At 46.0% G+C, this 13112-nt stretch carries 15 protein-coding genes; 13 read left to right on the top strand and 2 right to left on the bottom strand.

All coding sequences use genetic code 11. From position 1 onward, the window contains the following. Nucleotides 1–40: 40 nt before the first annotated feature. A complete protein-coding gene (bioA, locus tag ACLIIY_RS09015) occupies nucleotides 41–1321 on the bottom strand; it encodes an adenosylmethionine--8-amino-7-oxononanoate transaminase (protein ID WP_434527456.1) in 1281 nt (426 codons plus the stop codon). A gap of 130 nt (nucleotides 1322–1451) precedes the next feature. Between bioA and bioB the strand changes: the two genes are divergently transcribed. From bioB to bioD, 4 genes are read left to right on the top strand one after another with little or no spacing between them, the layout of a single operon-like run. After that, nucleotides 1452–2504: a biotin synthase BioB gene (bioB, locus tag ACLIIY_RS09010; RefSeq protein WP_005378222.1), complete on the top strand. Its 1053-nt coding sequence runs from the start codon at nucleotides 1452–1454 to the stop codon at nucleotides 2502–2504. Beyond that, on the top strand, nucleotides 2491–3642 hold the full coding sequence (bioF, locus tag ACLIIY_RS09005) for an 8-amino-7-oxononanoate synthase (RefSeq protein ID WP_434527455.1): 1152 nt from the start codon (nucleotides 2491–2493) through the stop codon (nucleotides 3640–3642). The genes bioB and bioF overlap by 14 nt, the downstream gene beginning before the upstream one ends. Continuing rightward, complete coding sequence (gene bioC, locus ACLIIY_RS09000; RefSeq protein ID WP_039841673.1) at nucleotides 3642–4448, top strand: malonyl-ACP O-methyltransferase BioC; 807 nt, start codon at nucleotides 3642–3644, stop codon at nucleotides 4446–4448. Before bioF ends, bioC begins: the two co-directional genes overlap by 1 nt. Then, nucleotides 4445–5128 (top strand): dethiobiotin synthase, encoded by a 684-nt coding sequence (gene bioD, locus ACLIIY_RS08995; protein WP_434527454.1) that lies wholly within the window; start codon nucleotides 4445–4447, stop codon nucleotides 5126–5128. The genes bioC and bioD overlap by 4 nt, the downstream gene beginning before the upstream one ends. Before the next feature lie 93 nt (nucleotides 5129–5221). Here bioD and ACLIIY_RS08990 read toward each other — a convergent pair whose 3' ends face one another. Further along, nucleotides 5222–5389, bottom strand: a complete 168-nt coding sequence (locus ACLIIY_RS08990) for a hypothetical protein (protein WP_005450789.1) — start codon at nucleotides 5387–5389, stop codon at nucleotides 5222–5224. Nucleotides 5390–5727: 338 nt separating this feature from the next. Here ACLIIY_RS08990 and htpX point away from each other — a divergent pair, with 338 nt between their 5' ends. The 9 genes from htpX (at nucleotide 5728) to ACLIIY_RS08945 (ending at nucleotide 12952) form a co-directional block, all read left to right on the top strand. Continuing rightward, nucleotides 5728–6597, top strand: coding sequence for a protease HtpX (gene htpX, locus ACLIIY_RS08985; RefSeq protein ID WP_009705745.1), 870 nt, complete (start codon nucleotides 5728–5730; stop codon nucleotides 6595–6597). A 212-nt stretch (nucleotides 6598–6809) separates the two neighbouring features. Further along, nucleotides 6810–7229 carry a nuclear transport factor 2 family protein gene (locus ACLIIY_RS08980; RefSeq protein WP_005437198.1) on the top strand — a complete coding sequence of 140 codons (420 nt, stop codon included), beginning with the start codon at nucleotides 6810–6812 and terminating at the stop codon, nucleotides 7227–7229. Further along, entirely contained in the window at nucleotides 7226–7951 is a 726-nt protein-coding gene (locus ACLIIY_RS08975) for an SDR family oxidoreductase (RefSeq protein WP_434527453.1), read from the top strand. The genes ACLIIY_RS08980 and ACLIIY_RS08975 overlap by 4 nt, the downstream gene beginning before the upstream one ends. Before the next feature lie 12 nt (nucleotides 7952–7963). Beyond that, nucleotides 7964–9274, top strand: a complete 1311-nt coding sequence (locus ACLIIY_RS08970) for an NAD(P)/FAD-dependent oxidoreductase (protein ID WP_434527452.1) — start codon at nucleotides 7964–7966, stop codon at nucleotides 9272–9274. A gap of 1 nt (nucleotide 9275) precedes the next feature. After that, the gene (locus ACLIIY_RS08965; protein WP_434527451.1) at nucleotides 9276–10094 is read left to right on the top strand and encodes a DUF1365 domain-containing protein; all 819 of its coding nucleotides are present in this window, start codon (nucleotides 9276–9278) and stop codon (nucleotides 10092–10094) included. Further along, nucleotides 10088–11344, top strand: coding sequence for a class I SAM-dependent methyltransferase (locus tag ACLIIY_RS08960; RefSeq protein WP_434527450.1), 1257 nt, complete (start codon nucleotides 10088–10090; stop codon nucleotides 11342–11344). Before ACLIIY_RS08965 ends, ACLIIY_RS08960 begins: the two co-directional genes overlap by 7 nt. Nucleotides 11345–11350: 6 nt before the next feature. Continuing rightward, entirely contained in the window at nucleotides 11351–11863 is a 513-nt protein-coding gene (locus tag ACLIIY_RS08955) for a DUF2878 domain-containing protein (protein WP_434527449.1), read from the top strand. After that, complete coding sequence (locus ACLIIY_RS08950) at nucleotides 11823–12416, top strand: chalcone isomerase family protein (protein ID WP_434527448.1); 594 nt, start codon at nucleotides 11823–11825, stop codon at nucleotides 12414–12416. The genes ACLIIY_RS08955 and ACLIIY_RS08950 overlap by 41 nt, the downstream gene beginning before the upstream one ends. 17 nt (nucleotides 12417–12433) lie before the next feature. Next, complete coding sequence (locus tag ACLIIY_RS08945) at nucleotides 12434–12952, top strand: DUF3833 domain-containing protein (RefSeq protein WP_434528545.1); 519 nt, start codon at nucleotides 12434–12436, stop codon at nucleotides 12950–12952. The last annotated feature ends 160 nt before the right edge of the window (nucleotides 12953–13112 follow it).

Genomic DNA, 13112 nt, shown 5'->3' with positions numbered 1-13112 from the left:
TTTGAGTCTCATACTCAAACCGTTTTCGTATTGAATTGGATTATGAAGCGAAGCAGTCTTTACGTTGCAACGCTGCATCAATCGCGTTAACTAGCTTCTCAATATCTTCCGGCTTGCTGATGAACGGCGGCATCATATAAATCAGTTTGCCAAATGGACGAATCCACACTCCATGTTCAACAAACAAGGCTTGGATGGTTTCCATATTTACCGGGCGATGCGTCTCCACTACGCCAATAGCACCCAACCAACGAGTGTTTTTCACCAAGTCGTATTCTTCAAGTTTTGGTAGCAACTCAGAAAACAGCGTTTCAATTTGTTGGGTTTGTTGCTTCCAATCACCTTGCTCGATCAATTCCAAACTTGCTGTAGCTACAGCACAAGCGAGTGGATTCCCCATAAAGGTTGGGCCATGCATAAAACAACCTGCATCACCGCCACAAACGGTGTCTGCGACGTGTTTGCTAGCGAGGGTCGCAGAGAGGGTCATGTAGCCGCCAGTGAGTGCTTTCCCGACACACAGAATGTCTGGTTGAATATCTGCATGTTCGCAGGCAAACAATTTGCCTGTGCGTCCAAAACCGGTAGCGATCTCATCTGCAATCAATAACAAACCGTATTTGTCACAAAGTCTACGCACACCTTTGAGAAATTCTGGATGGTAGATACGCATGCCGCCTGCGCCTTGAACAATAGGCTCTAGGATCACAGCAGCAAGTTCTTTATGGTGCGTCTCAATCTTGTGCTCGAAGTCGGTAAGGTCTTCTGGCTTCCATTCATCCCAATAACCACAAGTTGGTGACTCCGCAAAGATATGCTCAGGTAAAAAGCCCTTGTAGAGAGAGTGCATTGAGTTATCGGGATCGGTAACCGACATCGCCGCAAACGTATCGCCGTGATAACCGTGTCGCAAAGTAAGAAACTTCGGTCGGCGTTCACCTTTTGCATGCCAATATTGCAGTGCCATTTTTAAGCTGACTTCTACGGCAACGGAGCCTGAATCGGCAAGGAATACATGTTCAAGATTACTTGGTGCTAGGGACAGTAGCTCCTTACACAAACTGATTGCTGGCTGGTGGGTAATCCCGCCAAACATCACGTGAGAGACTTGATCGATTTGCTGGTGAGCGGCTTGATTTAAATGCGGATGGTTGTAGCCGTGGATCGTCGACCACCAAGAAGACATGCCGTCGACCAGCTCAGTACCGTCTTCCAATTTAATGTGAACACCATTTGCCGATGCTACTGGGTAGCAGGTCAGAGGTGTCAATGTCGAAGTGTAGGGATGCCAGATATGCTGGCGGTCGAAGGCGAGATCCATGTGCGATTCCAATAGTAATTGAGATTGAAAAATAAACAGGTGTAAACTTTGTTCTTTTGTGTTGTGTTGACAGTTTATCGAGACTCAGTAGACTGTCAACACAACAACAAAAGTGACTAAAGGAATACACGTGGAAGTTCGTCATAACTGGACGCATGCTGAAGTGCGCGATCTCATGGAAAAACCATTCATGGATCTCCTATTCGAAGCGCAGCTTGTACATCGTCAATATCAACAAACCAACCATGTTCAAGTAAGCACGCTTCTGTCGATTAAGACAGGTGCTTGTCCAGAAGATTGTAAGTACTGTCCTCAGAGTGCTCGTTACACCACAGACATCGAAAAAGAGCGTCTGATGGAAGTTGAACGCGTACTTGATGCTGCGCAAAAAGCCAAAAACGCGGGTTCTACTCGATTCTGTATGGGCGCAGCATGGAAAAACCCGAAAGAGCGTGACATGCCGCATTTGACTGACATGATCAAAGGCGTGAAGGGCATGGGTTTAGAAACGTGTATGACATTAGGCATGTTGACGCCAGATCAAGCAAAGCAATTGGCAACCGCAGGTCTGGATTACTACAACCACAACCTCGATACCTCACCTGAATTTTACGGCAACATCATTACCACACGTACTTACCAAGACCGTTTAGATACTTTGTCTCACGTTCGTGATGCTGGCATGAAGATCTGTTCCGGTGGCATCATCGGTATGGGTGAAAGTGCTAACGACCGAGCAGGTTTGTTGGTTGAATTGGCTAACTTACCGGTACACCCTGAAAGCGTTCCAATCAATATGCTTGTGAAGGTGAAGGGCACACCACTGGAAGAAGTGGATGATGTTGAGCCATTCGATTTCATTCGCCTGATTGCGATTGCACGAATTATGATGCCTCAATCAGCCGTTCGTTTATCCGCTGGCCGTGAAAACATGAACGAACAAATGCAAGCGCTGTGTTTTATGGCGGGTGCAAACTCCGTCTTCTATGGCTGCAAACTGCTGACCACGCCAAACCCTTCCGAAGACAAAGACATGATGCTGTTCAACAAGCTCGGCATTAACAGCCAAGAGGTGTCTCAAAAACCTGATGAAATCGAAGAAAACGAGTTGCTGGATCGCGTCGTAGAGCGCGTTGCTGCTCGCCCGACAAAAGACGACCTTTTCTACGATGCCAGCGTTTAAATCTCGTATCGAGTCCGCCCTTACTGAGCGTAAGACGCAAGGGTTGAATCGTTCTATGAATGTGGTGTTTGCCGGTAACCAGTCCGTTTTGGAACACGAAGGCAAACGCTACATTAATTTCTCAAGTAATGATTATTTAGGATTGGCCAATGACCAAGCGCTTGTTCGGGCTTGGCAGCAAGGTTTAAGCGTATACGGCAGTGGCAGTGGAGCATCGCCAATGGTCACTGGCTTTAGTGCCGCACACAGCAATTTAGAAGCCGCACTGACCGAATGGCTGGGTTACGACAGAGCAATTCTGTTTGGTTCTGGATTCAGTGCTAATCAAGCCTTGTTGTTCGCCTTGTTGGAAAAATCAGACGTATTGATCCAAGACCGTTTGAACCATGCCTCACTGATGGAAGCGGGGGCGTTGTCACCAGCTAAGATGAAGCGCTTCAAACACAATGACATCGAGCACCTAAAGTCGCTGATTAATAGCGAAGACAACCATCTAGTTGTGACTGAAGGGGTATTCAGCATGGACGGTGACTGTGCGCCGCTCACCGATATAGCTGAAGTCACTCGCAGTAATGATGCTTGGTTTGCTGTCGATGATGCTCATGGTATTGGCGTTCTTGGTCAATCTGGTGGTGGTTCTTGCGAGTTGGCAAAGGTTAAACCTGAGATACTGATCGTTACTTTCGGCAAAGCGTTTGGTATGTCTGGCGCGGCTATTTTATGCGACCACGCAACGGGAGACTTTTTGACTCAGTTTGCTCGTCACCATGTGTATTCCACAGCGATGCCTCCGGCACAAGCCTATGCGCTAACGCATGCGGTTTCTATCGTTCAAGAGCAGTCTTGGCGACGTGAAAAGCTTTCAGAGCTTAGTGAAGTGTATCGAGACTGCCTCTGCGATCTTGATGGCTTTGTTGAGACTCAAACTTCGATTAAGCCGTTTGTGATTGGTGAATCTGAACTGGCTTTGCAGGTTGCGAGCGCTTGTCGCCAAAACGGCATTTGGGTTACCGCTATTCGACCACCGACGGTGCCTAAAGGGACGTCTCGCCTTCGAATCACACTCACTGCCAATCACACCAACGAACAAGTTAAAACGCTTTCAATGGCATTGAAGCAAGCATTAGGAGCGCTGTAATGGATAATGCAGAAAATATGACATTGGAGAGCTTTTACCAAGACAAAGAAGCGATTGCCTCTTCGTTTGGTAAAGCAGCAGAAACGTACGACAAACACGCAGCTTTTCAGCGTGATGTTGGACATCGCTTGCTTGATAAACTTCCTGAAAATTTGACGGGAAAACGTATATTGGATTTAGGATGTGGCACGGGTTACTTCTCCCAACTGCTTCAACAACGTGGTGCGGAAGTTGTCTGCGGTGATATCTCTCAAGCCATGTTAGACAAAGCAGAGTTGCGTTGTGGTGCAGTACGAATGCATTACCAAATTGCTGATGCTGAAAACTTACCATTTGACGATGAGAGCTTCGATTACGTGTTTTCAAGCTTAGCGCTGCAATGGTGTACAGATTTAAGTTACCCACTCAGAGAAGCGCGCCGTGTACTAAAAACCGGTGGAAAGGCGTGTTTCTCTACGCTGGTTGATGGTTCGCTTTATGAGTTGCGCGAGGCTTGGTCAAAAATTGATACATATCAACACGTGAATAACTTTATTACCCACAATCAGGTAAAAATTGCGTTAGCGCAATCTTGGTGCCACAACCATCATCTAGACTTGACCCCCATCACAGTTTGGTACGATTCAGCGTTTTCTGTCATGCGTGATCTCAAAGGCATTGGTGCAAATCACGTAAGCGGGCGCTCACATGGCCTGACGAGCCGTCGCACTTTATTGCAAGTTGAGCGCGCGTACCAAGCATTTAGAAACGATCAAGGTCTTCTACCTGCAAGTTATCAGGTTTGTTTTGGAGTCATAGTTAAATGATTGATGCATTTTTTATTGCTGGTACGGATACTGATGTAGGAAAAACGGTAGCGTCTAAAGCTATTTTGCAAGCACTCGGTGCGAAAGGGCTTAACACCATTGGTTACAAACCAGTGGCAGCAGGAAGCGATAAGACGGCAGAAGGTTGGCGCAACTCGGATGCATTGCATCTGCAAAAAGCGGCAACGCTGGATATCGCGTACGACGATGTAAACCCATACGCTTTGGAATTGCCTGCTTCTCCTCACATCGCCGCAAAGCATGAACATGTAGAAATTAAATACGAAGTATTGAGTGAAAAATTAGCTCAACACAAAGAGCAATCAGACATTGTTCTAGTAGAAGGTGCTGGTGGTTGGCGTGTGCCTGTGTCTGACACAGACAGTTTGTCGACTTGGGTGCAACAAGAACAGTTGCCAGTTGTACTGGTTGTCGGTATTAAACTGGGCTGTTTGAGCCATGCATTGCTCACTGCTGAGATCATCAAAGCGGATGGTCTGAATCTCGTCGGTTGGGTGGCAAACCGCGTTAACCCAGGCACGGAGCACTATGCAGAAATCATCGATATGTTGGAAGAGCGTCTAGACGCGCCGAAACTCGGTGAGATCCCATACATTCCAAGTGCGAAGCGCAAAGAGTTGGGTAAATACATCAACGTCGAACCGTTGCTAAACATATAATTAACCGACAAACAAAAATACAAAAAGGGCTGCATCATGCAGCCCTTTTCTCATGTAAACCTTTGTGCCTAATCGTAAGATTCGACGCTTAGTTTATTTCTCTTGGCTAAGCCCCATCAACGCTTGTTGTGTTTCTGCAACACGCTTTGACATTTGAGCATCAGTTGAAATACCTAGCTGTTGTTTTGCCTCATCCTCTGAGATACCTAGGTGACAACAAAGTAAATCGATAGCCATTTGATAGTCGTTAGTTTCTACCATGATTTTTCCCTCAAGACATGGAAGTTTGGAGCTGCTTAATTGTCCTAAAAGCTAACCCCGTTTCGTTCATCTAACCCGAATCTAGCACGTACAGATAGTCACACAATAAGACCAAAGTCTATACTCGGTCTAAAGTGCTGATTTAAGAGTGTAAAAAGGTGTGTATTATTTCAGTCTCGAAAACAAATGTTGCAATTTATTGCTTAACCTTGTTTTTAACGCGGATAGACTATATCTATAACGCAACAGAGCTTGAATCTAGCGAAATCGCCTCGTAGAGTTCTGTTTCATATAACAACCGTTTTTATAAAAACGATAAGCTTCCTCGGAGAAAAGTAATGAAGCGAATTATGTTATTCCTAGCAACTAACCTAGCAGTCGTGCTAGTGCTTAGTGTTGTTCTGAATATTGTTTACGCTGTAACTGGAATGCAGCCAGGCAGTCTGTCTGGTCTACTACTGATGGCAGCAGTGTTTGGTTTTGGTGGCGCATTCATCTCGCTAATGATGTCTAAGAGCATGGCACTACGCTCGGTAGGCGGCATGGTGATTGAGAGCCCACGTAACGAAACTGAACATTGGCTTCTAGAAACAGTTGGTCGCCAAGCTCAACAAGCGGGCATCGGTATGCCAACCGTCGCTATTTATGATGCGGCAGACATCAACGCATTTGCAACCGGTGCTAAGCGTGATGATTCGCTAGTTGCAGTATCTACAGGTCTTTTGCACAACATGACGCGTGATGAAGCGGAAGCGGTACTTGCGCATGAGGTTAGCCACATCGCTAACGGTGATATGGTGACTATGACGCTAATGCAAGGTGTCGTGAATACCTTCGTTATCTTCCTATCTCGTTTCATTGCTAACATTGTTGCTTCGAATGACGATGAGGAAGGCCAAGGTACAAACATGATGGTTTACTTCGGTGTGTCTATGGTGCTTGAACTGGTATTTGGTTTCCTAGCTAGCTTCCTGACTATGTGGTACAGCCGTCATCGCGAATTCCACGCTGACGCGGGCGCAGCGCATCTTGTGGGTAAAGAGAAGATGATCGCGGCGCTTGAGCGTTTGAAGATGAGCCACGAATCTCAACTGGATGGCACTATGATGGCGTTTGGTATCAACGGTAAGCGTTCGATGACTGAGCTTCTAATGAGCCACCCACCGCTAGATAAGCGTATTGCGGCACTACGTAGCCAACAGTACTAATCATTCAGCAAATAAATAGTTAATCTCCTGAAAAGGCTTGGTTTTTTGACCAAGCCTTTTTTTGTATCTATTGATCGCTACCGCACTCCATCACGTATCACTCTACAGAAACAAAGTTATACAAAAATATTTTTGTACAACTTTTCATGATTGGTCTATCTTGTACATATAATAATTTTGTACAACTGTTGAAGTAGTATAGGAGCATAGAAATGGACATTCATTCAGTTGGCAACATATATCAAAAGCTGAGCAAAGCGAATTTGCACTTGCTTGAAGGGGTATACCACCAAGACGTGGTTTTTGAAGATGCTGCTCATCGTCTAGAGGGCTGGCCTGCGCTTTCCGATTATTTTCAATCGCTCTACACCAACGTTATCCGTTGTGACTTCATTATTCACGATCATCAACAGGTGGGCGAGACAGGGTTTCTTACTTGGACCATGGATTTACAGCACCCAAAACTGCAGAAAGGCGCGCCGATTTCAGTCAATGGTGTTTCTCATCTCAAGTTCAGTGAAGGTCAGGTTATCTACCATCGAGACTATTTCGATCTAGGAGAGATGCTGTACGAGAATCTGCCTCTACTTGGCTCTGTCGTTAGAACCATTAAGCAGAGGCTAGGACAATGAGCGGTTCAGTTCTTATCACTGGCGCGACGTCTGGCATTGGTAAGCAGCTTGCTTTGGATTACGCCGGTGAAGGTTGGAAAGTGATTGCGTGCGGCCGCAACGAAGCGGTGTTGGCTGAGTTAGAAGCTGCGTCGACTAACATCTCGACATTACGCTTCGATGTGACTCAGTACGATGAAACGATTCACGCGCTTTCACAACTTCCGTTCACTCCTGAAACTTGGATCTTTAACGCTGGCGACTGTGAATATATGGACGACGGCATAGTGGATGCGAAACTCATGGCGCGTGTCATGAACGTTAACGTTGTAGGTGTGGCGAATTGTGTTGAAGCGTGTCAGGGACAGTTTGAACGTGGGCATCGCGTTGTAATTGTCGGGTCAATCGCATCAGAGGTGGCATTGCCTCGCGCAGAAGCCTATGGCGCGTCCAAAGCGGCAGTCAGCTATTTTGCCCGCACACTAGCCGTCGACCTGAAAAAGAAAGGCATCAAAGTCGTGACGGTGTTTCCTGGCTTTGTTGAAACGCCACTCACAGATAAGAACACCTTTGATATGCCGATGATTGTTACGGCCAATCAGGCCTCCGCTGCCATCCGAAAACAATTGGATGCCAATAAAAGCCATATTTATTTCCCAGCGAGATTCACCGGAATTTTACGTTTTATCTCGTTGCTTCCATACAGCTGGCAAGCTCGGCTAACCGAAAAACTCGTATCATAAGAAGGAAGAAGCATGAACACGGCAGGAAGAAAGAAAATCGCCATCGTTGGAACGGGTATCTCTGGCCTTACTTGTGGCTATTACTTGCATAAAGAACATGACGTAACGCTGTTTGAAGCGAATGATTACATTGGCGGCCACACTGCAACCGTCGATGTCAGCCTTGATGGTAAAGAGTATGCAATCGATACTGGGTTTATCGTTTACAACGATCGTACGTACCCAAACTTTATCAAAATGATGAACGAGATTGGCGTTGAAGGTCTACCGACTCAAATGAGCTTCAGTGTCAGAAACGATGGGAACGGACTAGAATACAACGGCCATACCGTGTCGACATTGTTTGCTCAAAAACGTAACTGGGCAAACCCTAAATTCTATCGTTTTATCTTCGAGATCTTGCGTTTTAATAAACTTGCAAAGCGCTTTGCTAACGATCCATCAACGCAATCTCAAACGCTTGGCGCTTTTCTGGATGAGCACAAATTCAGTGCATTCTTTTCTGACAATTATATTCTGCCAATGGGCGCTGCGATTTGGTCTTCGACTTTAGCGGATATGCGCGCGTTCCCGCTCATGTTCTTCTTGCGCTTCTTCCTCAACCACGGTTTGTTGGATGTGACCAACCGACCACAATGGTATGTGATTAAAGGTGGTTCACGTTCTTACATTCCACCATTGACCAAAGGTTTTGCCGAGAATATTCGTCTAAACAGCCCTGTCGAAAAAGTGATTCGCAACGAAAAGGGCGTTGGCGTTCAAGTTCTCGGAGAAACACATTGGTTTGATGACGTGATCTTCGCTTGTCACAGCGATCAAGCAATGCGAATGCTAGAGGATATCAGCCCAATTGAGCAGGAAATATTGGGGGATATGACGTACCAAGCTAATGAAGTTGTTCTTCATACCGATACCTGTCTATTGCCAAAACGTAAGGCGGCGTGGGCATCTTGGAACTACCTATTGGAAGGCAGTGAGGATGAGCAGCAACGTCTTCCTTCGCTCACTTACAATATGAACATCCTTCAGCACGTTCAATCAGAACATACATTTTGCGTAACCTTGAACAGCACCAATCAAATCAACCCAAACAAGATTTTGCGCTCATTCACTTATCATCATCCTGTGTTTACTACGGAGTCGATTGCAGCGCAGCAGCGCAAAGACGAAGTTCAAGGTAAACAGAGCACATGGTTCTGCGGCGCTTATTGGTACAACGGTTTCCATGAAGATGGTGTGCGTAGCGCGATTGATGTAGTTAAAGGGCTAGAAGAAAAGTATCGCGAACAAAATGTGGTTCCTTTTGAAAAAGGCGCGGCATGATATGGATAGCCAGATGAACAGCCGATTGTTTATAGGAAACGTTCGCCACCGTCGATTTACGCCTGTGAATCATGAGTTGAACTACTCATTGTTTATGCCTGCCATTGATGTAGATGAGCTTGATGCTTTAGAGAAAAAAGTATGGGGCTTTGGTTCGCGGTGGTGGCATTGGGCACGCTTCAAGCGCAGTGATTACATCGGCGAAGGTAGCGTTAAGTCGGCAGTGCAGAACAAAGTTGAAGAGCTGACTGGTGTTCGCTGTACTGGCAAAGTCGTCGCAGTTTGTCACTTGAGATATTTAGGGCTGTATTTTAGTCCAGTTAATTTCTACTACGTTTATAACGAGGAAGGTGAATGGAAATACCTCCTAGCAGAGGTGAGTAATACCCCTTGGAATGAACGACATTATTACGCCGTATCGGCAGACAAAGAAGACAAGGAATTTGGTTGGGAGCAAGACAAAGCGTTCCACGTTTCACCATTTAATCCGGTTGACCAACTCTATCGTTGGAAAGTTAAACCTCTTACAGACAAGTTGAATATTCATCTTGAATGTCACAAAGGGGAAAAACACTTCGATGCCACGATGGCAATGAAAGCCAAACCGCTTTCAAGCAAAACCTTTTTGAAATGCTTGATCGTTACGCCAATTCAAACGGTAAAAGTAATGGTTGGTATCTATTGGCACGCTCTCAAACTATGGCTTAAAGGCGCGCCGTTTTATTCACATCCTAAATATGCTCAACCTGAAACGACAGAGCCTGAGCAAGTGAGTAAAGAAGAAAAGAATAATAAGCACAAGGAGAACTCTGCATGTTAAATACGACTTCTATGGCAATGCCGCGTGAATTAACGACGACTCAAAAAGCGGCTCGTGGAGTTCTTTTCCAGTGTCTGCAAAAAATGGAAATTGGCTGTCTGACGGTGATTGAAAGCTTCAAGACCGAGACGACGGAGCGCAGTGAGCGCTTTTCAACCCCAAACGGAGACTACAATGGCGAACCTGTGGTGGCGACCATTGAAGTGAAGCATCCTGGGTTTTACTCGCGTTTATTGCAAGGTGGCAGTATTGCCGCTGGCGAAGCTTACATGGACGGGTGGTGGGACAGTCCAGATTTGACGGCTCTAATGAAGCTGATGGCGCTTAACTTGCGTGCGCTCGACAAACTGGAAGAGCAGGGCAGTTGGCTTACTAAACTGCTGTACAAGTTCAGCCATTGGTCCAACAGAAACTCTGAAGAGAACTCGCGTAAAAATATCCATGCCCATTACGATTTGGGTAACAACCTTTATGAAGCGTTCCTTGATACCAATATGTTGTACTCGTCAGCGCTTTACAATCATGCGGATGACTCTCTAGAGCAGGCTCAAATCAACAAAATGGATCGTCTATGTCAGCAACTTGAGCTGAAGCCTACTGATCATGTTGTTGAAATTGGCACTGGGTGGGGCGCTATGGCGATTTACATGGCCGAACAATACGGTTGTCAGGTTACCACCACAACGATATCTGAAGAGCAGCACGCGTACGCGGAGCAGAAGATCAAAGAGCGTGGCCTAGAGAACAGAATCACACTACTCAAAGAAGATTACCGCAACCTAACTGGTACGTATGACAAGCTTGTTTCTATTGAAATGATTGAAGCCGTGGGCAAACAATTCCTACCTTCGTACATTAAGGTTTGTGAGTCTTTGTTGAAGTCTGGTGGCTTGATGGCGATTCAAGCGATTACGATTGCCGACCAGCGTTATGATTACTACAGCAACAATGTCGACTTCATCCAGAAGTACATTTTCCCTGGTGGCTTTTTACCTTCTGTAACCTCACTCACTCAAGCAACAACAAAGTACAGTGACTTAGTGACGCGAGATTTGTTCGATATTGGTTTGGACTACGCCAAGACGCTGAACGAATGGCACCTTCGTTTTAATCGAGCAGAGAGTGAAGTGCGCTCATTTGGCTACGATGACCGCTTTGTGCGTATGTGGCGCTACTACTTGAGCTACTGTGAAGGTGGCTTTTTGGCTCGCACGATCAGTGCCGTTCACATGACGTTTCAACGCCCGTAGTTCGTTATGAAGGTATTTCTTGCTTCGACATGGTTCCAACTCTGCTGGTTTGCTGCAGTGCTTGGAACCTATCAATGGCAATGGGTGACGTTATTCCTTACTTTGGCAACCCTACTATATTGTCTAAAAACCGACGCATCTTCGCTCAAAAGTATTGGTGTGATCGTCACGATCGGGCTCGTGCTTGATACGCTCAATCAACAACTCTTTGTTTTTGTCTTTCCAACCCCATGGCTGCCTGTCTGGTTATTATGCTTGTGGGTTTTGTTTTCTTGGTATGCCTATCAACTTAAGTCAATTTTGTACCGTTTCCCAAAAATCTACGTATCAATAGTAGGCGGACTCGGAGGAACAGCGAGCTACTTTGCTGGCTATAAACTCCAAGCCGTTGAATTTGGATTTAGCGCTGGCACTACTCTCATGATCTTATTCGTCGAATGGTGCGCAATGATGCTGTTGATACTCAAGGTGTACGGAAATGAAAAGCTTGAAGAGAAATTGGAAACGGAAGCTGACTAGCAGTGTAATGGCCGCCTCCTTGTTCTGTGCGGTGCCTTTGCAAGCTCAGAATGTCGCGGGCTCTAGTATCACAACAGACACGAGCAGTTGGCAACAATGGCAGACGGTGGGTGAAGCTCAACTTACTTGGTTTATTTTTGACATTTACAAGTCTCGTTTAAAAACGCCCGACGGGCAGTATCAAGTGTCTGGTGACGTTTCACCACATCCTTTTGCGTTAGAGATTAACTACCAGCGCGACATAAGCAAGGAACAGCTTCTGGATGTCACTGATGAACAATGGCAAAAACTGGGATTTACTCAGGCTTATCGTCAGCAGTGGATTTCCGAATTGAACACTATGTTCCCTGATATAAAGAAAGGCGACGAGCTTACCTACCTCACCGATGGTAAAAACGGTCAGCTAATTTATCGCCAAGCAGGCAGCAAGCCTTACCGAACCGTTGGTTATGTTAAGGACGAGCGCCTCAATGATGCATTCCTTTCTATTTGGCTGTCGCCACAAACAGAATTTCCCAAACTTCGTAAACAACTGATAGGGCAGGTAAGGTAGTGAAATTACTAAAACGAATGCTCAAAGCCCCCTTGATTGCGGCGGTAACGCTGCTCAGCGCGTGCTCTGCTGACATTGATAATTACCAAACGTCATCGCCAGCCTTTAACCTATTTGGCTACTTTGAAGGCGATGTCAAAGCGTGGGGAATGGTGCAGGACTACACCGAGAAACAAACTCGTCGGTTTGAAGTCGATATCGTCGGCACGGTTGAAGGCAATGAGCTCACGCTGGTGGAAGACTTTGTTTTTGATGATGGCGAGCTGGACCAGCGTATATGGGTCATTACCAGACTCGAAGACGGTACTTATCAAGGTAAAGCGGACGACATCATCGGTGTTGCCACCGGTAAAGAGATAGGTAATGCGCTGCAATGGCAATATGACTTCGAGTTAAAGATGGATGATTCAACTATCACGGTATCGTTCGATGACTGGCTTTACCGCCAAGATGAAATGCACGTGTTTAACCTCACCAAGATTAAGAAGTTTGGCGTTGAAGTAGGGACGATTACCCTTTTCTTCCAAAGGCAATAGAAATAAAGAATCGAGATTTGGGAGCGCTTGGCTCTAGGAGTCGAGAGTGGGGCGCTAGTATTTCAGTGAAGGAAAGTTAAATTTGGGATGTGTTGGCTGTGGTTGTCTCTTGAATGGATATAACCGAGCTTTATCTTTTATCCCGAATCTTAGTGTTCCA

Source organism: Vibrio sp. K4, from assembly GCF_051122595.1.
Classification (GTDB): Bacteria; Pseudomonadota; Gammaproteobacteria; order Enterobacterales; family Vibrionaceae; genus Vibrio; species Vibrio owensii.
The sequence above is the reverse complement of the archived record's forward strand: the minus strand, read 5'-3'. Positions and strand labels throughout refer to the sequence as shown.